General features: G+C 39.8%; 16 protein-coding genes. 1 reads left to right on the plus strand and 15 read right to left on the minus strand.

The features are described 5' to 3' along the window. Window positions 1–384 precede the first annotated feature (384 nt). The 9 genes from NRL14_RS16025 to trmJ form a co-directional block, all read right to left on the minus strand. Window positions 385–1,812 (minus strand): NAD-dependent succinate-semialdehyde dehydrogenase, encoded by a 1,428-nt coding sequence (locus NRL14_RS16025; RefSeq protein ID WP_306725122.1) that lies wholly within the window; start codon window positions 1,810–1,812, stop codon window positions 385–387. 866 nt (window positions 1,813–2,678) lie between these two features. Then, on the minus strand, window positions 2,679–3,017 hold the full coding sequence (fdx, locus tag NRL14_RS16030; protein ID WP_007377671.1) for an ISC system 2Fe-2S type ferredoxin: 339 nt from the start codon (window positions 3,015–3,017) through the stop codon (window positions 2,679–2,681). A gap of 11 nt (window positions 3,018–3,028) precedes the next feature. Continuing rightward, window positions 3,029–4,891 carry a Fe-S protein assembly chaperone HscA gene (hscA, locus tag NRL14_RS16035; protein ID WP_008136296.1) on the minus strand — a complete coding sequence of 621 codons (1,863 nt, stop codon included), beginning with the start codon at window positions 4,889–4,891 and terminating at the stop codon, window positions 3,029–3,031. Between the two features lie 41 nt (window positions 4,892–4,932). Then, on the minus strand, window positions 4,933–5,460 hold the full coding sequence (gene hscB, locus NRL14_RS16040) for a co-chaperone HscB (protein ID WP_306725123.1): 528 nt from the start codon (window positions 5,458–5,460) through the stop codon (window positions 4,933–4,935). Between the two features lie 95 nt (window positions 5,461–5,555). Beyond that, window positions 5,556–5,879 (minus strand): iron-sulfur cluster assembly protein IscA, encoded by a 324-nt coding sequence (iscA, locus tag NRL14_RS16045; RefSeq protein WP_007377674.1) that lies wholly within the window; start codon window positions 5,877–5,879, stop codon window positions 5,556–5,558. Between the two features lie 12 nt (window positions 5,880–5,891). Further along, on the minus strand, window positions 5,892–6,275 hold the full coding sequence (iscU, locus tag NRL14_RS16050) for a Fe-S cluster assembly scaffold IscU (RefSeq protein WP_007377675.1): 384 nt from the start codon (window positions 6,273–6,275) through the stop codon (window positions 5,892–5,894). 41 nt (window positions 6,276–6,316) lie between these two features. Then, complete coding sequence (locus tag NRL14_RS16055) at window positions 6,317–7,534, minus strand: IscS subfamily cysteine desulfurase (protein WP_002958425.1); 1,218 nt, start codon at window positions 7,532–7,534, stop codon at window positions 6,317–6,319. Window positions 7,535–7,558: 24 nt separating this feature from the next. Further along, window positions 7,559–8,050 carry a Fe-S cluster assembly transcriptional regulator IscR gene (gene iscR / locus NRL14_RS16060; RefSeq protein ID WP_007586371.1) on the minus strand — a complete coding sequence of 164 codons (492 nt, stop codon included), beginning with the start codon at window positions 8,048–8,050 and terminating at the stop codon, window positions 7,559–7,561. Window positions 8,051–8,306: 256 nt separating this feature from the next. Next, window positions 8,307–9,032: a tRNA (cytosine(32)/uridine(32)-2'-O)-methyltransferase TrmJ gene (gene trmJ, locus NRL14_RS16065; protein ID WP_007377676.1), complete on the minus strand. Its 726-nt coding sequence runs from the start codon at window positions 9,030–9,032 to the stop codon at window positions 8,307–8,309. Between the two features lie 673 nt (window positions 9,033–9,705). Here trmJ and NRL14_RS16070 point away from each other — a divergent pair. Further along, window positions 9,706–10,701, plus strand: coding sequence for a LacI family DNA-binding transcriptional regulator (locus NRL14_RS16070; protein WP_008136301.1), 996 nt, complete (start codon window positions 9,706–9,708; stop codon window positions 10,699–10,701). Here the strand turns inward: NRL14_RS16070 and NRL14_RS16075 are convergent. From NRL14_RS16075 to NRL14_RS16100, 6 genes are all read right to left on the minus strand, one after another. Beyond that, on the minus strand, window positions 10,673–11,887 hold the full coding sequence (locus NRL14_RS16075; protein WP_306725124.1) for an oligosaccharide MFS transporter: 1,215 nt from the start codon (window positions 11,885–11,887) through the stop codon (window positions 10,673–10,675). The two genes, NRL14_RS16070 and NRL14_RS16075, sit on opposite strands and share 29 nt — an antisense overlap. A gap of 61 nt (window positions 11,888–11,948) precedes the next feature. Continuing rightward, on the minus strand, window positions 11,949–13,961 hold the full coding sequence (locus tag NRL14_RS16080) for a glycoside hydrolase family 32 protein (protein WP_306725125.1): 2,013 nt from the start codon (window positions 13,959–13,961) through the stop codon (window positions 11,949–11,951). Next, the gene (locus NRL14_RS16085) at window positions 13,948–15,285 is read right to left on the minus strand and encodes a sugar porter family MFS transporter (RefSeq protein ID WP_306725126.1); all 1,338 of its coding nucleotides are present in this window, start codon (window positions 15,283–15,285) and stop codon (window positions 13,948–13,950) included. Before NRL14_RS16085 ends, NRL14_RS16080 begins: the two co-directional genes overlap by 14 nt. 50 nt (window positions 15,286–15,335) lie before the next feature. After that, window positions 15,336–17,045 (minus strand): RagB/SusD family nutrient uptake outer membrane protein, encoded by a 1,710-nt coding sequence (locus tag NRL14_RS16090; protein ID WP_306725127.1) that lies wholly within the window; start codon window positions 17,043–17,045, stop codon window positions 15,336–15,338. Window positions 17,046–17,078: 33 nt separating this feature from the next. Continuing rightward, the gene (locus NRL14_RS16095; RefSeq protein ID WP_306725128.1) at window positions 17,079–20,018 is read right to left on the minus strand and encodes a SusC/RagA family TonB-linked outer membrane protein; all 2,940 of its coding nucleotides are present in this window, start codon (window positions 20,016–20,018) and stop codon (window positions 17,079–17,081) included. Between the two features lie 369 nt (window positions 20,019–20,387). Beyond that, the gene (locus NRL14_RS16100; protein WP_033040750.1) at window positions 20,388–21,143 is read right to left on the minus strand and encodes a class I SAM-dependent methyltransferase; all 756 of its coding nucleotides are present in this window, start codon (window positions 21,141–21,143) and stop codon (window positions 20,388–20,390) included. Window positions 21,144–21,200 lie beyond the last annotated feature (57 nt).

The following is a 21,200-nucleotide window of genomic DNA, read 5'->3' on the forward strand; positions in this document are numbered from 1 at the left end:
ATCTGATTATTGGATGCTTTATTTAAAATTCTCTACCAGTTATTTTGCTAAAATTAACCTTTTTAAATTTTGAACAAAAAAATGCCACCTTACGGTGGCATTTACACACGGGGTTATTTCTACTTATAGAAATCCTTTTACTTTTTATTAGTTTTTGTCTTATTTTTTTAACAAAAAATATACTGCCAAAGGTAGCATTTAGTGCCTTGTGTGGCAACAGTAAAGGATAAAGATCATATATCTGCCACATTACTGTAATAAAAAATTGATTATAAAGATTTACGTTTACAATCACTTGTACCCATGTTGACAATATAGCTGTTAGTTTGTTTTTTGCCATAAATTAAGCGCTATAAGCAAATAAACCGCGTAAATAAGACGTTATTAAATTTTAATACACACGTACTTATCTTCTAAGTACTCATCAAGCCCTTGATGGCCGCCTTCACGCCCTAAACCTGATTGTTTAACGCCACCAAATGGCGCTACTGGATTTGATATAACACCTTCATTTACGCCGATCATACCAAATTCAAGCCCTTCACTAATTCGGTAGACTTGCTTAATGTTTTGGCTGTAAAAATAAGCTGCTAGACCAAATGGTACATCGTTGGCAAGCGCAAGCACTTCACTTTCTTCATCAAAAGGAATAACCGTTAACACTGGCCCAAATACTTCTTCGTGGTAAATATCCATGTCAGTGGTTACATTATTCACTATTAATGGGTTTTGAAAGCTGCCACCTAAGTCACTATTATCACCAATCAGCGTCGCGCCTTTATCGAGTGCGTCTTGTACTAACTGCTGCACTTTCTCTTTGGCTTTAGGGTAAATGAGTGGGCCAATATCAACATCGTCCTCAAAACCATTTGCCACTTTTAACGCTGCAACCTTAGGCGTGATTTTTGACAGTACCTTGTCGAGAATATTACGTTGTATAAAAATACGGTTTGCAGCAACACACGCCTGCCCACTATTTCTAAATTTAGCCGCCATTAGCCCTTCAACAGCTTCATCTAAATCTGCATTATCAAAAATGATAAAAGGCGCATTGCCGCCAAGCTCCATTGAAGTACGCTTGATTGTGCTTGCACACTGCGATAGTAATTGCTTACCTACACCGGTAGAGCCGGTAAATGTAAACTTACGCACAACGTCTGAGTCGGTTAACATTTTGCCTACTGTTTTGGCATCTTGTGAAACCAGAACATTAAATGCACCTTTAACAAAACCAGCTTGATCGGCCAGATAAGCAAGTGCAATAGCGCATAGTGGCGTATGTTCAGAAGGTTTAAGTATAAAGCTACAGCCCGCAGCGTAAGCTGGCGCTACTTTACGAGTAACCATAGCAACAGGGAAGTTCCATGGCGTAATACCAGCTACAACACCTACAGGCTGCTTAAAGCTAGTTAAACGATGCGAGTCATCTGTTGGCGGAATTACATCTCCGTAACTACGTTTGGCTTCTTCTGCAAACCATTTGATAAACCCTGCACCGTAGTTAATTTCGCCAAGGGATTCTTTGAGCGGCTTGCCTTGCTCTTTAGTCATCAGCTCTGCGAGTGTTTGCTTGTGCTTTATAACTAGCTCATACCAGCGCATCAAGGTTTCACTTCGCTCAGTCGCATTCGTCTCTTTTAACTTAACAAAAGCCCATTGAGCTGCGGTTATTGCGCTATTTACACCCTGCTCGTCAATATCGCTTACTTCAACAATACTTTTTTCGGTAGCGGGATCGTTAACACTAAAGCGCGTGTCAGTTTTATAAAATTCGCCGTTAATAAATGAGTCTGAAAAAATAAGATTACTCAAAATAAACCTCCAAAATTACGTTTTAAGTTCGTCACGCCAGCAAGCTGTGCGTCTACAAAATAAATATATAATTTTAAATTTGCTGTAGGCGTTGAGCTTGCTCACGTGAGAAGCGCAGCTTCTATATTTTTACTCTTGAGCCAAAACACATCACGCCAGCAAGCTGTGCGTCTACAAAATAAATATATAATTTTAAATTTGCTGTAGGCGTTGAGCTTGCTCACGTGAGAAGCGCAGCTTCTATATTTTTACTCTTGAGCCAAAACACATCACGCCAGCAAGCTGTGCGTCTACAAAATAAATATATAATTTTAAATTTGCTGTAGACGTTGAGCTTGCTCTCGTGAGAAGCGCAGCTTCTATATTTTTGCCGTTGAGCTAAAACACATCACGCCAGCAAGCTGTGCGTCTACAAAATAAATATATAATTTTAAATTTGCTGTAGACGTTGAGCTTGCTCACGTGAGAAGCGCAGCTTATATATTTTTACTCTTGAGCCAAAACACATCACGCCAGCAAGCTGTGCGTCTACAACATACATATATAATTTTAAATGTGCTGTAGACGTTGAGCTTGCTCACGTGAGAAGCGCAGCTTATATATTTTTACTCTTGAGCCAAAACACATCACGCCAGCAAGCTGTGCGTCTACAACATACATATATAATTTTAAATGTGCTGTAGACGTTGAGCTTGCTCACGTGAGAAGCGCAGCTTCTATATTTTTGCCCTTGAGCTAAAACACATCACGCCAGCAAGCTGTGCGTCTACAAAATAACATACGAGCTTTGCTCGTCACATATACAATTCACAAACAAAAAAGCCGCTGTATCAAACAGCGGCTTTTAATAAATTTATCGTTAAAAACTAGTGCTCTTCATTAACGATATTGAGATTGTACTTAGGTATTTCAACCACTAGGTCTTCATCTCTTATAATTGCTTGGCAACCAAGGCGCGATTCAGGCTCTAAACCCCATGCTTTATCTAGCATGTCATCTTCTAGCTCATCACTTTCGTCAAGTGAATCAAATCCTTCACGAATCACTAAGTGACACGTAGTACATGCACACGACTTTTCACAGGCATGCGCAATGCTAATACCATTTTTAAGCGCAGCGTCGAGTACCGTTTGGCCTGTTGGTGCTTCAATTGCAGCGCCGTCAGGACATAATTCAGGATGTGGAAGAAAAACAATTTGTGGCATTCTAATCTCTCTTAAATGTTGTCTACTGACTGCCCTGTAAGGGCCTTTTTAATTGATGCATCCATTCTACGCGATGCAAAATCGCTACTCGCATTATCGACTTTTTCGATAGCTGCTTTAATCTCGCCAGGCTCTTGTGCATTTTCGCGCACTTTTACCAGTTCTGCAATTTCAGCGCGTAAGTTAGCTAGTTGCGTATCGTCAAGCAATGCTCCATCGCTTGCAAGTGATGCATTAAGCGCCTCAATTACGCGCAACGCTTCTACTTGTTGCTCTTTAAGCATACGTGCTTGCATGTCGCCTTTGGCGTTGCTCATTGACTCTTTTAGCATGTTAGCTACTTGATCATCAGATAAACCAAACGAAGGCTTAACCTGAATCTCAGCTTGTACACCTGTTGATTTTTCCATAGCTGAAACACTTAATAAGCCATCTGCATCAACTTTAAAGGTTACACGAATATGCGCAGCGCCTGCCGCCATTGGTGGAATACCTTTTAAGCTAAACTTAGCAAGCGATCGACAATCATCAACAAGCTCACGCTCACCTTGCAGCACATGTAATGACATGGCTGTTTGGCCATCTTTAAACGTTGTAAATTCTTGTGCGCGTGCTACCGGAATCGTCGTATTGCGTGGGATGATTTTTTCAACCAAACCACCCATCGTTTCAAGGCCCAGTGATAACGGTAATACATCAAGCAATAACATGTCAGAATCTGGCTTATTGCCAATTAACACGTCGGCTTGAAGCGCGGCACCTAAGGCTACAACACGATCAGGATCGATTGAAGTTAGCGGCTCTTTATCAAAAAAACTTTGTACTTGGCTACGTACTAATGGCATACGGGTTGAGCCGCCTACCATAATAACTTGCAGTATTTCTTCGTTTTCTATGCCAGCATCTTTTACAGCACGACGACACGAACGCAGTGTTTTTTTAACCAGCGGCATAGCCATTTCGTCAAACGTTTCGCGCGTTACTTCTACTGTGTATTTTTGATCGTCAAACTCAAGACCCACGTTTACTTTAGCGTATTGGCTTAATGCTTCTTTACACGCTTTTGCTTTATTGATGAATAAACGTAAAACTGAAGACGATAACGCCGACACACCAGTTTGCTGCTTAAAGTAATCAACAAGGAGCGAGTCAAAGTCATCGCCGCCGAGGCTAGAGTCGCCACCGGTTGCCATTACTTCAAACACACCTTGGTGTAATCTAAGTACTGATATATCAAATGTACCACCGCCTAAATCGTAAACAGCAATAATGCCTTCTTGGCCAGAATCTAAACCATAGGCAACGGCTGCTGCTGTTGGCTCGTTTAATAAACGCAGTACGTTAATACCAGCAAGCTCTGCGGCATCTTTAGTACTTTGGCGCTGTGCGTCATCAAAGTACGCAGGTACTGTAATTACCGCCCCTAAAATTTCTTGGTTGCCAAAACTTTGCTCAGCTCGTGCTTTTAGTGCAGCTAAAATATGGCTTGATGCTTTAATTGGACTGATTTTACCTGCCGCAGTTTCTATTGCTAACGCACCATTGTGCTCACAAAATTCATACGGTAGTTGCCCATAACTTTGCTCTATTTCAGCCTGAGTTTTACCTAAAAAACGCTTAACCGAAATAAGTGTATTAGCAGGGTCTTGCGTTGCAGCTTGCGCTGCCTCTGCGCCAACAGTAATACCGCCTGCTTGATAACGAACAACCGACGGTAACATAGCCGCGCCAAGATCATCAGTTAACGTGCGGGCTTCGCCACTTTGCACTGTTGCAACTAATGAATTGGTTGTACCAAGGTCAATACCAATCGCTAGTTTATGTTCGTGTGGTGCCGCGCTCTGCCCCGGCTCAGCAATTTGCAATAATGCCATAATGCTCTTTAAACTCGTGTTGCTCGCTTTGCAGCAAGTAATTAATCGTCAAATAAACTGTCTTCAATACGTTCTAGTTCTTCACGTAACTTATAAACAAACTTCAGTTTACGAATATTATCTGCGGCAAGTTGATATTGCTGCTCATCGTTACTTGCGAGTTGATCGGCAAGTTGTGCACTGTACTGCGTGTTTAGTTGCTTAATTTGTTTTTCAAAATTTGCAATCGCAGTATCAGGATCGCTTGCTGATGTTAGCTCTTCAAGTTCTTCGCGAAGTTCCATTTGTTGCATTAAAAACATTGGATCTTGCAAGGTTTGCTGCTCTGCACGAATATCAACGCCTAGCTCGCTCAGCATATACTCGGCACGCTTTACTGGGTGCTTTAATATTTGCAACGCATCGTTAATTTCGGCGGCGCTTTGCACGGCCATTAACTTATCGCGGCTGCTCGCATTCGCGTGGCGATCTGGATGTACAGTACGCTGTAATTCCAAGTAGTGCTTGTTAACTGTTGCTAAATCAATATTGTAATCAACGGGGACTGCAAATAATTCAAAGTAACGCATAACTTCAACCAATAAAATTCAGAAATTAATTTCAAAAATAACAAAGCCCTACATTAACTGGCAGGGCTTATTGACACTACAAAGATATTTTAAGCTTAAACGGTAAAGCTTTCGCCACAACCACACTCATCTGCTTGATTAGGGTTTCTAAATTTAAACCCTTCATTTAAGCCTTCTTTAGTGTAGTCGAGCTCTGTGCCGTCAATGTAAACTAAGCTTTTAGCGTCAACAATTAATGTGACACCTTTAGCAGCAAAAGTTTCATCGTCTTCGTTTAAATCGTCAACAAACTCAAGTACATAAGCAAGACCTGAACAGCCCGTCGTTTTAATGCCAACGCGCAGGCCTAAACCTTTGCCGCGGTTTGCTAAAAATGATTGTACGCGGTTTGCTGCCGCATCTGTCAATGTCACTGCCATGAGTTTCTCTTCTTACTTCGCTTGTTTGCTTTTGTAGTCTGCAATTGCTGCTTGAATTGCGTCTTCGGCTAAAATTGAACAGTGAATTTTCACTGGTGGTAATTCAAGCTCTGCACTGATATCAGTGTTTTTAATTGTCGCTGCTTCGTCTAGCGTTTTGCCTTTAACCCACTCTGTTACAAGTGAAGAAGAAGCAATTGCGCTACCACAACCGTAGGTTTTGAATTTTGCATCTTCAATAACGCCTTCGGCAGATACTTTGATTTGCAATTTCATTACGTCACCACATGCTGGTGCGCCTACCATACCCGTTGCCACTGACGGATCGTTCTTATCTAGAGTACCTACGTTACGTGGGTTTTCTACGTGGTCGATTACTTTATCACTATAAGCCATTATTCTATCCTCATTACCTGCTAGGGTATGTGCTCACACTATTAGTGGTGAGCCCATTCAACTGAATCTAAATCAATACCTTCTTGATGCATCTCCCAAAGTGGAGACATCTCACGTAGGCGACCGATAGAGTTTTTCATTAATTCGACGGTGTAATCAATCTCTTCTTCGGTAGTAAAGCGACCAATACTAAAACGAATTGAGCTATGTGCTAATTCGTCGTTACGGCCAAGTGCACGCAGTACATAAGAAGGCTCTAAGCTTGCAGATGTACAGGCTGAACCTGACGATACTGCAATGTCTTTTACTGCCATAAGTAACGACTCACCTTCAACAAAGTTAAAGCTGATGTTTACAATACCAGGTACTGATTGGTCTTGTGTGCCGTTAAAGTATACTTCGTCCATATCAGCCATAATACCGTCGATTAAACGATTACGTAGTGCGCTGATGTGTGCGTGATCTTTTTCGAAATCTTGCTTAGCAATTTTAAACGCAGTACCCATACCCACTAATTGGTGAGTTGCTAGTGTACCAGAGCGCATACCACGTTCATGTCCGCCACCGTGCATTTGCGCTTCAAGGCGAGCACGTGGTTTACGACGAACGTAAAGTGCACCAACACCTTTAGGGCCATACACTTTATGTGCAGAGAACGACATAAAATCAACTTTAAGCTGTTGCACGTCGATTAATACTTTGCCCGCGCTTTGCGCTGCATCTACGTGGAACATAATTTTACGTTCGCGACACATTTCGCCTATAGTCGCGATATCTTGAATCACACCTAGCTCGTTATTAACGTGCATAATGCTTACAAGTACTGTGTCGTCACGCATTGTGTCGGCAAGTTTTTGTAAATCAAGTAGGCCGTTTTCTTCAACGTCCATGTAAGTTACTTCAAAACCTTGGCGCTCAAGCTCACGACATGTGTCGATTACAGCTTTATGCTCAGTTTTAGCGGTAATAACGTGCTTACCTTTTTTCTTGTAAAACTGTGCTGCACCTTTAATAGCAAGGTTATTTGATTCTGTTGCACCCGATGTGAAAACAATTTCACGTGGGTCTGCATTAATTAAATCAGCAATATCTGTACGCGCTTGGTCAACAGCTTCTTCTGCTTGCCAACCAAAACGGTGTGAGCGTGACGCAGGATTACCAAACTTACCGTCCATTGTCAGGCACTGCATCATTTCTTTAGCAACACGTTCATCAACAGGCGTGGTCGCTGCGTAATCTAAATAAATCGGTAACTTCATTTCTCTCTCCGCTGCAGGTCAACCTTAAAGTTGACAGCTTACTTGAATGTTTTCCAACTGCTTAATTGCATTATTGATACTGTTATCTTGGCGCGATGCTATTTCTTTCACATCTGATTTTTCAACCAATTCAGCAAGGGTAATATTATTCAAAAATTCTTCTATGCGTGCGCTTAAGTCTGACCACAAGTTATGTGTTAAACAGCGCATACCACTTTGACAGCCGGTATCGGCACCTTGGCAACGTGTAGCATCGACCGATTCGTCTACGGCGCTAATAATATCGCCAACAGAGATAACGCTCGCCTCACGCCCTAGTAAATAACCACCACCAGGCCCACGAACAGAACTTACTAAGCCATTTTTACGTAAACGAGCAAATAATTGTTCAAGGTATGACAAAGAAATTTCTTGTCGCTGTGAAATATCAGCAAGGGCTACAGGACCTACACCTGTGTGCAGTGCAACATCCAGCATCGCTGTAACGGCATATCTGCCTTTTGATGTTAACTTCATAACGCCCCCTGCACAAAGAGTGCAAATTTTAATTACCAGAGTAAATTAGTCAAGTATTATCACTTGATAAAAATTTGATTTAAAACTCTTACTTATTAAATTGTAGAGTTAACAAATTTTTTAATACCTGACCTCTTTGGTCAAGTATTACAGCCATTGTAATTACCTGAGTATTTTAGTCAAGTATTAGCTAGTTATTTAACCACTGGTTTTTATAACTAATCGCTATACCTAAGTTACTTAACCTGAACTCTGGTCACTTAGGGATAGACTTATTAATTGAAGTGAGAATACCGCGTAGAATGTTCATCTCTGCATCTTCTGGACGAGCACGGTTAAATAAACGACGTAGTTTTGTCATTACAATACCTGGGTGCTGTTTTATGATGAAACCGGTGTTAAATAGTGTCTCTTCAAGGTGGTCATAAAACAACTCAGTTTGTTTTGAGCTTGGGTAAACAGTGTCATCTTCTTCAACCTTTTTAGGTTGTTGATTTAAAAACGCCATACGCGTTTCGTAACACAGAGTTTGCACAGCCATCGCTAAATTAAGCGAGCTGTATTCAGGATTCGCAGGGATGCATACATGGTAATTACAAAGCTGTAATTCGTCGTTGCTTAAACCACTGTTTTCGCGGCCAAATACTAATGCCACAGGGCCATTTACTGCTTCCGTAACTAGTTTTTCGCCACATTCACGAGGTTCAACCATAGGCCAAGAAAGCGTACGTGAACGTGCACTTGTACCAATTGTTAATGCACAATCGGCAATGGCTTCTTCAACTGTACCAACAATAACAGCATTACCTAAAACATCACTAGCACCTGCAGACAAAGCACTCGCGTGGCTGTCTATTTCACATGCAGGGTCAACTAAATACAGTTTTGATAAACCCATGGTTTTCATGGCGCGAGCCGCCGAACCAATATTGCCTGAGTGTGATGTGTTAACTAAAACAACGCGAATATCATCTAAGATCATTGCTATGCTACTTACCTATGCCAAAAAATTGCGCGAATTCTAACACGAAAGTGTAATAAGATCCTAGATTCAAAAGGCGAGATCCTAAGATCAGGCCTAATATAAGGCATCTTACGTGAGTGAATTCTTGTCGCTGAATTTATGAGATAACAACTGTGATATTAAAGAACAAATGCTTACATATACTTTAACAACCATACGATCATATAAAATAAAACGACATAGTTTACAGATCTAATGGAAATGGTTAGTAGACTCAGTACAGTAAACCAAATTTGTTAACAGCTGATTTTGAATATTTAATTTATTTTATCTAGAAGTAATTTAATCGCGGTGTGAAATTTGTAAGCGAGTAGACTCGGTAACTCTGCTCCCACATCTATATAAAAAAAGGAAAATTTCCCCGAGGACAAAATCAAAGGGCTGTGTATGTTTGGCATTCATGCTGCATTATCACCTATTTGTGCGGATAACCCACACACCATGAAAAAACCAAATATACGGCTGTAAATTTAATCTCTAAAAATAAACAAGCTCTAACAATTCCAAATATTTATTAATTCAATTTAAGTAAACTTATAGCTTATATCAAAGATAAACCTTTATAAAAACATATAAATAAAACGTAATCTGCTGTTATACTCTTTTTATTCAGAGAGGGTCTTATTCTAGTATGGTTACAATTAAACAAGTGGCTGCCCACGCTGGTGTTTCATTTAAAACAGTATCTCGTGTTGTAAATCATGATCCCACTGTCAAGGATGCTAACCGTGAAAAGATTCTTCGATCGATAAAAGAATTAGGTTATCGACCTAATCGCGCTGCAAGCTTAACACGACGTAAAAAATCAAATATTTACGCTATTATCGCAGATGAATTACTTAGTGTTCCTTATACGTTTGATATTATTCGTGGTGCCCAAGAAATTGCTTGGCAGAAAAATAAAGAACTATTGATCCTCAATGTTAACGAAACCCAAGCGAGTATAGATAGAGCGATTGAAAGTCTTTTAGAGTATCGTGTTGAAGGCGTTATATATTCAGCAATGTACCATCGCCAAGTTATTATCGCTGATGAATTAAAAAAAATACCCACTATTTTGGCCAACTGCTTTCCTGCTTCGAATAATTTCCCCTGTGTTGTACCTGATGAACAACAAGCAGGTGAAGATATTACCGACGCATTAATACGTAAAGGCTATCGTCGAATTGCTTTTTTAAACTTAAATGAAAATATAGTTGCTGCTAAAGGGCGAAAACAAGGCGTTATAAATTCATTTAAAAGGCACGGTTTACCATTAGAAGACTTGCTCATTGAATCGGTTATTATTAGCCAAGCAGACGGCAGTGAAATTTCTACCTCAAGAGAGTCAGCCGCGCGAGTGATAGACGAGTTTAAACCCGATGCCATTATATGTGGTCAAGATCCCATGGCGCTGGAAATTTACTTTGTAGTGCATGACAAAGGAATGGTCGTTGGTAAGGATATTGGTATTGCCAGTTTTGATGATTGGGGCAGTATTCCACAGTTATTACAACCGAACTTAACCACCATGGCACTCCCACATCTTGCAATGGGACGTTGGGCAATGGAGTATCTTATAGAGCAGCGCACTGATATTGTTCACCACCACTTAGCATTTAAATTGATTGCTCGCGATTCGTTTTAATAACGTCTTTTTTTAATGTTAAAAACGACAATACGATAAACACACTGATAACCAAACCCAAATACTGGTAGGCTAGCGCAAAGCCTAAATGCTCGTATACAGTGCCTACCACGACAGCTAGAATTGACGCCATCAATTGAGTCGTAAATTGAAAGCCAATTATATAGATCATTGCTGAATAACGAGCGTCAAAATGCATGTTTATATATTTAAATAACGCAATCAGCATAAGTGGTAATTCAATTGCGTGTAACAATTTAAATACGCTAATACTGATAGAGTCATTAACAATCCCCGAGCAATATATTCGTACCGCCATCAATACACCACTTAACAGCAACGAGTTTTTAACGCCTAAATAATTCACCCATTTTACAGCTAAATACAAAGCAGCAGCCTCAAGCATAACTTGCGCTGAAGTTAAATAGCCAAAAAACTCTCGACCTTGTTCTGGGGTGTCAAAAAAAGAAGTGTAATAAATAGCAAATTGCTGATCAAATACCGCATAAATACAACTTACACCGATCACAAATACACTTAAACGCCATAACCCCGTCGTTTTAAAAAATGACTTAAACTGTCGTGTAGAAGAAAAAGCCTGAGAAGGAACTCGCCCGTGATTACTTTTTGCGACTTTAACAAAAACTAATAAACCAATTAAACAGAGCGCTGCAATGCTTGATAACCAGTAATTTAAGTTGGGCGCTAAATTATAAGATAAACCTGCGAAATAGCTTGCTGCAGCCCAACCTAGAGATCCCCACATTCGCGCCTTACCAAATTCAAAATACGTGATTCGACTTTGTTTATCTATATAACTCTCAATTACTCCCACTCCAGCCAAAAATGCACATGAAAAAATCCCACCACCTAAGATAGCAGCCAGGTAAAACTGCGTTTGTAGCAGTGGTGCGTATACATAACTAACAAACGGGCCAATCAACATCATAAAAAATGCAATGAAGTAAAGCAGTGTTTTTTGTAAACCAAGTCTATCTTGAAAAATGCCATAGCAAGGCATCACGAGTAAAGCCATGATGGAATTAATACTAAAGATAACCCCGACTTTAGCACTGTTGAGGCCTACCTCTTGACTAAGCCAAATCGGAAATAATGAAAAAGAAAAAGACCATGCCATAAAATAGACAAAGAAAATGACACTTAATAGCCGATAATTGCTACTCATATATCGCATAGCCTTGGAGAAAGGTTAGTGACTCTATATTAATATAGAGCCATTTTGGAAGTTATTTTTCTATTGCTATATTATTTAAGCGAATGTCACTCAGTGATATGGACTGCTGAGCACTAACTTGTATTTTATCGTAAGGAGATGTTGGAAAAACAATCGAGGTCATAGAGCTAACTCCCTTATTTACAAACACTTCTATCGACGCTTTATCTACCCATATATCGACATCGTAAGATTTAAGCCCAGTCTGTAATGGCGCAGTTTGTAAAGAAGCAAAACCATCTTCAAAGTCTTTTAAACCTGATTGTCTGCGATCAAGTACAAGCTGTCCTTGAGCTGGATTTAGCTGTAACTTAGTGTACTCACCTGTTTCAGATCTAAGCAAGATATCAATAACTTGTTCAGTATTTAATAAACTAAAGCTCACCTTAAATTGCCCAGGTTCAACAGTAAAAAACTCATCTAACTGATAGCTCTTTGCGCCAGTTAGGGTTGCCTTTTGTTGTGTCTTACTCAATAAACTATTTAGCTCTTTAATAGGTTGGGATGCCAAACGCACGCCTGTTGGCGTTTGCAATAACTTTAATTCTCTGGGAATAGTCATTGCGCTGCGCCATGCTTCTGTAGGTACTTGATTTGCATATTGCCAGTTACTCATCCATCCCATAAATAAGTGTCTACCGTCTTGAACATCAGAAAAAGTCACGCCAGCATAATTATCTGTGCCGTAGTCTAACCATATCGAAGGTTCATACTTTTCATTTGCTGCTTTATCCGAAAATACGATATCAGCAATTTTAATATGCCCCCAATCACCTCGTTCATTGTCTACCACTTTAATATAAGCTTGCTGACCTTTTAAATGACTCACGTTCCAAGAACGTTCAGTCATAGTACCTGTATTATTTCCGCTTGCGGTTTTAACTATCTCGTCATTAACTAACAGCTGTATTGCAGTACTATTGTGATGCTTTCCGCCTGCAATCTTGAAGTTAATGAAATCGTGATCGATCGCAAATGATTTTGAGGTTAACGTGCCAATTGCCTTATCCGAACCTTTAAAAGAACTAGCAATCGTATTTGACGGTTGAGCATTAACTATATGGAATGCTTCACCTGATACTTGCCAATTTTTTAAACCACTTTTGAAGTCAGAAAAATCAAGTCCATGGGGGAAAACTGCTGGCGTTGCTGTGAGCATTTTTTGATAATCGCTATCAAGTACAAATTTTTCACCGTCGAAATCGCCAACAAAATATTGCGTACCAGAGCCGCCATTTGGAGCGCCAGGGTTTATACTCACTAATAAAACATATTTATATTCATCAGTGCCTTCAATACGCACGCGAATAAGATCTGGGCACTCCCATACACCGGCGTGACTGCCCCAATCAGCGCCAAAGTTACTTTCAAATTGCCATGTTTTTAAATCTTTTGAGCTGTAAAAGCCAATATGATCATCTTGAGCCAATACCATGATCCATTGCTGGGTACCCTCATGCCAATTTACTTTAGGATCACGAAAATCTCGGATCCCAGGGTTTTTCAATACAGGATTGTTCGCGTACTTTTTCCATGTACGACCCTTATCGATACTATAAGCGATGCCTTGTGTTTGAAAATCAATTGCCCCCTGTGCAGCCTTTTTATCGTCATGATAGGTAAATATAGCCACTAATGGTGGATTTTCTTTACTGCCAAAACCGCTACTATTTTTCCAATCAACCACCGCACTGCCTGAGAAAATAGTACCGAGTTCATCAGGAAACAACTTAATTTCTTGGTGCTGCCAATCAACCATATCTTTACTAATCGCATGCCCCCAATGCATTGGTCCCCATACAGATGAATCAGGATTATGCTGGTAAAATAGATGATACTCACCTTGGTAATAAACCATACCGTTAGGATCATTCATCCAATGCTTCTCTGGAGTAAAATGAAAAGCGGGACGAAACGCCTCTTTACCAAGTTTATCTAAACCCTCATGGGTGGTTTTTTCAGTTTGGTTTGTCATGCTACATGCTGCCAAAAATGATGAAATTAAAACTAAATTAACGGTTCGCATCTAATGTTCCATGTTTATTATTGGTATCTGATGAAATAGCTTCTAAAGAACGTCCTTTTGTTTCTGGCATGAACCACGCAACAAAAATCAACTGCCCTAACATCATTAAAGTAAAGAAAGTGAACACTTCAGTTGCACTAAAATGTTCTAATAAAAATGGCATAAATAAAGTAATTGCAGCGGCAAAAAACCAATGTGTACCAGAGCCCAAAGACTGACCTTTAGAACGGACTTTGTTAGGAAATATTTCCGCAATGAAAACCCAAATAACGGTACCTTGACCAATGGCATGAGCGGCAATAAAAACAAAGACAAACGCAACAACCGTTAAGCCACCAGAATCTGTACCAAACGCCCACGCCACCATAGAAAGAGAAATAACGTAACCAATTGAGCCAATATACATCAGTGACCGTCGACCATACTTATCAATCAAAGATAAACCTAGCATGGTAAAACATAAGTTAACCACACCAATTCCTGCGCCTGAAAGTAATGATTGATTTACGTCCAGTCCAGCAAGTTCAAATACCCGAGGTGCATAATAAATAATAAAATTAATCCCTGATAACTGATTAAATGCAGCGAATAAAAATGCAAATAGTGCAGCCTTATTGTAACTACCTCCAAATAGTTTTGATTGACTGTTCTGTAACTTGTCCTGTTCAATTTCATTCAATACTTGGTCAGGATTTTCTTCACCTAAAGTGACTAAAATTGAACGCGCTTTCATTTTTTCATTTTTCTTTTGCACTAACCAACGAGGGCTTTCAGGTGCCTTAATAATCATTAATAAATAGGCTAAGGCAGGTATTGCTTCCACACCTAACATTAAACGCCAATCAATTGCGGATGTACCAGCGATTAAAAAATTAGAAATAAACGCAACTAAAATACCAAATACAATTTGAAATTGATAAAGTGCGACCAGACGTCCTCGAAACTTAGCTGGAGCAATCTCAGAAATATAGGCAGGTACAACAATTGAAGAGATCCCCACTCCCACACCACCAATAAATCGCAATATTGCAAAGCTGTAAACTTCAGGAGCCATAGCAGAGCCAAGTGCTGAGATAAAAAATAACACCCCAACTAAAATCAATGTGGGTTTTCGACCCCACTTATCACACGGGTAATTACCTGTTAAGGCGCCAAGGAGTGTTCCCCATAAAGCCGAAGACATAATAAATAGGCCATGAAATAATGAACTCGTATTCCATAATGCTTGAATAGGTTTATCAGCACCGGATATAACTGCGGTATCAAAGCCAAATAAAAAACCAGCCACAGCAACAGTGACTGACCAGTAAATAATTTTTTTCATAATCACTCTTAAAACTTAACAATTAAAAGGTGGGCCTAAACCCACCACTATTAATAACCTGGATTTTGTGTGTACGACCCGCCACTTAAAATCATTTGCTGGTTTGGAATAGGTAAATACTCATGCTTACCTTTAGTAAAAACAGCGTCGACTAAGTAAGGTTTACGTACAGCCTCAATTGCTAAATACTTATCAATAGTTTCTTTAGCGATCCCCCAACGAACTAAGTCAAAAAAGCGATGTCCTTCAAGTCCTAATTCTAAGCGTCGCTCAAAACGCAGTGCCTCTCTTGCTTGCTCTTTAGAATCAAAGCTTATATATGCGCCAATATTATAAATGCTGGCATTATGTAATTTATCGGTGCTTTGCTTAGCTCGTTCACGAATTCGGTTAATAATTGGCAATGCTTCGTCATACCTGTCTAACTCAATTAATGCTTCTGCTTTCCAAAGCAATACATCTGCGTAACGAATTAGCGGTGTATTTAATGAAAAAATAGGAAATGGTCCATTCTCACCGCGACAACTGCAGTCTGGGTGTTCAAGATCTTTCATTGCCGTAAAGTTGCCATATATGCCTGGAGCACGTGACCAACTATCACCGCCATGAATCAAGTTTTCGTCATACTTAAATGGCTTACCTTCCATTGCAACAGTATGATCTAGACGAGGGTCAACTGAGTCAGTCGTCATGTCGTAGTTAAAATCGTTAAAAGAGTCAAATAACGGCAAGCCTTGTTGATCTGTTTTAAACGCATTAACAAAATTTTCTGTTGGAACGTGAAAACCACAACAACCAAAACCTCCAGCCATTGGTGCATTTAATGCACTAGGCCAACTACCACGACCATCTGGTGAACCGTCATTTAAAGAACGCTGAATAGCAAACACTGATTCTTTGCCATTCTCACTTTCAAACAAAAAGTTATTCGCGTAATCATCAAATAAGCCATAGACGCCGGCCTCTTCAATTTCATCAACCAGGGCCACTACTTTTACAAGTTTATCTTTATTAATATTAATAACTTGATGTAGCTCATTCTGCTCATACGCTTGGTAGAGCAATGTTTTAGCTAGATATGCCTTAGCCGATAACGCTGAAGCGCGCCCTACATCTTCTTGGGTTTGTGGTAAATTGTTTGCAGCAAACTCAAAGTCTGCTGCAATCTTATCCCATAGCTCCTGATCGCTTAGCTCACGATTAGTTGCTGTAAGTATCTGATCTTGAGTCATCGTTTCATCAATCCACGGAATATGCTTATGATGAATTTTTAAGTCAAAGTAAAAAACACTGCGAATAAATCGCAGTTCAGATTGTTTTTCAGCGCTGTTTTCAATTGCATCGGGCGCATTTGCGATGACTGCTAATGCTGAGTTTGCTCTTGAGATCCCCGTGTAATTACGTGTCCATTTTTTATTATTCAAATCAATCAAATCTGGCGGGAAAGACTCCATATCTGGAACTATTGGCTGATATAAAGACAAAGCATGATAAGCAAATATATCACCGGGTCCATTACCACCTTTATGGGCATCTCCTGCGCGTAAGTTCCCTGTCGGCCATAAAAAATTAGGCGCGGTATAATGATCGTTACCTAGATATGAGTAAGCAGCAATAATCAACGCATCTACATTTTCACTATTAGAAACTTGTTCTTCGGTCAATACTCCCGAAGGTGCAACATCAAGATCAGACCCACCACAAGAAGCTAAAGAAAGAACAAATGTAGTTGCTGCAAATAGAGTTTTTATTTTTTTCATAATATGTGCTCGTATCGTTGTCGTTTTAATAAATCAAAAAGAAAGGTTCACGCCTAACGTGATACGTTTTGGAATTGGAAAGTTACTGTTTGGCGTCTCTGGATCCTGACTTAGCGTCCCGGATGGAGTAATGGTCAATAAGTTGCTTCCCTGCAAATAAATTCGCGCAGAACTAATACCGTATTGACTTAGCCACTGTTCATCAGGTGTATAACCGATAGATAAGTTACGGAGCTTTAGGTAGCTACCATCTTCCCAAAATAAGCTTGATTGACGGCCTTCGCCATTGTTATCAATTAAAGTTAATGCAGGTACATTGGTGTCAGTATTGTTAACTGACCATGCATCAAGAACTCGGTCGCCGTAGTTAGAGCCTATATTTAATGATGTGAAGTCAGTAAATCCACGCCAGCTATTACGTATTTCACCTCCCTCAACACCTTGCCAGAACATATTTAAATCCCAATTTTTGTATTTGAAATTCATGTTCAATCCATACATAAAGTCAGGATCAGTATCGGTGAAAAAGCTTTGATCGTTTTCATCAATCACGCCATTGCCGTCTAAATCTTTCCAGCGGACTCGACCTAAACCTGCCCCTGATTGCGCTGCATGAGTATCTATTTCACCTTGATTTTGGAATAAACCATCGGCGACATAACCATAAATAGAGTTAATAGAATGACCAACAATCGTTTTATCATTGCCATTACCGCCGAATGAATTAACAACATCTTCTGGAAGTGATACAACTTTATTTTTAGCTGAAGAAATATTAAAACTAATATCGACATCAATATCGCCATCTAAGCTATCAAAAGTAAGATAGTCGGCATATCCAATGAGAAACTCAAAACCAGAGTTTTCAATTGTGCCACCATTAACCCATTGCTGAGCGCCTTCGCCTAATGTTGCAAGTGGATTGGTTAAAGTTAAAATATCCTCTGTCGTTTTTTCAAACCAATCGATACTGCCGTATATGGTTTCGTAACGCATGCCAAAATCAAGACCAATGTTTGTTTGCGTTGATGTTTCCCACTTTAGGTCATCATTCCCCGTCTGTGCTTTTACAAACCCAGAAGGTAGCGTGCCGCCATTAGCCCCGCCTATATCATAAACCGTTCCTTCATCTTGCTGATCAGTGAATAAGGATTGCGTTGCATAACGACTTAAATAGGTTGTGTACGTTGCATCTGTAGGGATTTCTTGATTACCTGTTTTGCCCCAACTAGCACGAAGCTTTAGAGTAGATAAAAACTCAATATCATAGAATGATTCGTTACTAATCACCCAACCTGCAGAAATAGCGGGGAAATTACCATAGTTATTATTACTACCAAAACGAGACGAACCGTCACGACGTATTGTTAGACCTGCTAAATATCGATCATCATAGTTATAGTCCATACGCGCAAAATAAGAATTAAGAGACCATTTATCACCATCCCCCTCCACACGAACATCACCAGTTGCTTGTGATAAATGAGCGTAATCGCGATCATCAGAAGCAAAACCAGAACCATAACCAATAGACCCTTCATACTCGTAATCTATTTGTTCAGTACCAAGCAAAAACGTGAAATGGTTTGCATCTAAATCAAGCTTATACTCTGCGGTATTAGTCCAACTGAAACTGCTATTCCAATTTTCTGTCACTGACAGCTGATCACCATAGTTTAGTGAACCAGCTTGAAAAGCACGGGTATAATTCCTGAAATAGTATTGTCCGTAATCTAAACCGATAGAGCTTTTTAACGTTAAGCCCTCTATTGCTTCATATTCAACAAAAATATTCCCCATTAATTTATTGAATCTACTGACATTATCTCGATTCATTTCAATTAATCGAACTGGATTATCACGATCAGTTACACCAGGAACCGGTCCTCCCCAGTCTCCATCTTCGTTATATACAGGAACGATAGATTGTTGCTCTATAGCCAAATTTAGAATATTACCGGCCAGATCATTAACCAAGTTTGACTCTTGGTTTGTCACTATAAAGTTCTCACCAATCTTAAGTTTATTTGTTAACTGATAATCCGTGTTAACGCGAAAACTAATTCGCTCAAATTCTGAGCCATCAACAATACCTTCTGAGCCGTAATATCCAAGTGAACTATATATCGAAGCTTTGTCTGAACCTCCTGAAACTGAAAAATTAAGATCCGTTACTTTTGCAGATCGCGTAACTTCATCAAACCAGTTTGTATCTGCAGGACGCTGCACCTGTGAAGCATCTGTGAACTCAGGTAAAACAACGTTGTTTAATTGAGGGTTATTAAAATCATTATTCCAATCATAAGTATAAAGAGAACTTGCTGCATTTGGATCTGACCTATCATTTACTGCAGCTTGCCAGACTGCTTGTGATCTTTGCTGTGTATTTAATGGATTTAACTCATAATTAAAATCATCATATGATTGATTAAAAGAAAAATTGAAGTCGAGCCCTTCATTCCCTTTTTTTGTTGTAATAACAATGACACCATTACCAGAGCGAGCACCAAAAATACTTGCAGCTGCCGCATCCCTTAGTACCTGTATATCTGCAATATCGTGGCTATTTAGTTCATGCATGCCCGATTTAGTGGGTACACCATCAATAACATAAAGGGGATCGTTGTTACCTAAAGGTCCCAAACCTTGCCCCCGAATACGCACCGTTGCTGTAGAATCAGGTGAGCCACTCGTCGTAATTTGCAAACCAGGTACACGCCCTTGCAAATTTTTCATGATATTACCAGACGGCAAGTCAACGACGTCTTCAAGGCTAACAGTGCTCACCGCACCTGTTAAATCTTTCTTTTTGACACTACCATAACCATATGAAACTTCTATTATTTCAATACCATCACTAGATATAGCTTTTTCTGGCAGCTGTTCAGCGGCAACAACACTGAGTGGTAACGTGCAGCCCAGTAGAATTGTATTAACACTAACTGCAAGTTTGTTTTTTCGAAATATGAGCATTGTGTGTGTCCTCATTTTAATTATTAATGTTGATTTCATCATACAAATTAACAACGTTGTCTTTTTATCGTGTGAATATATTTTCTGCACTCAAATTTTATGGTTACGCTTGGGCACAGAAAATAAACAACGTTGTCTTTTTAACATTTAAAAAACATCTAATCAATATAAATTAAAAATTATTAACGACAGCATTAATGCTTTTGAATGTTAATCTGGGATGGATAAATAATAATCAAGGTGTTATGAATCTATTGCGAAGTCAATTACCCAGCTTAAAGATAGCCACTATCCTAGTGCGGGCAATTATTTTAAATTATGGTTTCAGCGACAAGACATCTGTGTAGGAAGCTTATCGCGTTGTTATTTTTAAACCATTGCCGCCTTTACATACACATCAAAACGGTTCTTTTTGGTTTTAATTTGCATACTTGGGGTTTTGTCATTTAAAAATGGGGCGTAATCGGGACGTTTTACTACTACGCGCTTACTGGCGAGTGGGTAGGCGAATTCGAGTAAATCGTCAGCGTCGGTATCTGCACCAACAAGCTCTTGGAATACACGCATTTCTTTTTTTACTAATGCTGATTTTTCGCGATGCGGGAACATAGGATCTAAATAAACCACATCGGGCATGCTTTCACATTGCGATAGTAGAGTGTGGCTTGAACCAAATATAAGGCTCATGCTTTGCTTCATCCATGCGCCAATTTCAATGTCGTTATAAGCACGTTGCAAACCATCATACAATAACGCGGCGACTACGGGGTGGCGCTCATGTAATATAACGTTGCATCCAAGTGACGCAAGTACAAAACCATCACGCCCTAAGCCGGCAGTTGCATCAAGCACTACGGGCGTTGCGCCTTTATTTAAGCCAACCGCTTTGGCAATTGCTTGGCCTTTACCTCCACCAAACTTGCGCCTATGCGCCGCTGCGCCGGTTACAAAATCAACGTTGATCGCGCCTAATTTGGGTTCATCCGTTTTATATAAACTCAGGCCGCTATCGTCGTAATTCAGCCGAAAACCATTGTTTTGCTCTGCCCATTGAGCCAAACCAAAACGCGTTTCTAACTCATTTAAATAAGGGCGACACTCTTTAAAAGCACACTGAATAACCACTCTACACTCCGACGATAAAATACCTATTTAGTATATCAATCAGTACAGGTTAAAGCA

The organism is Pseudoalteromonas sp. 20-92 (assembly GCF_030847595.1).
GTDB lineage: Bacteria > Pseudomonadota > Gammaproteobacteria > Enterobacterales > Alteromonadaceae > Pseudoalteromonas > Pseudoalteromonas fuliginea.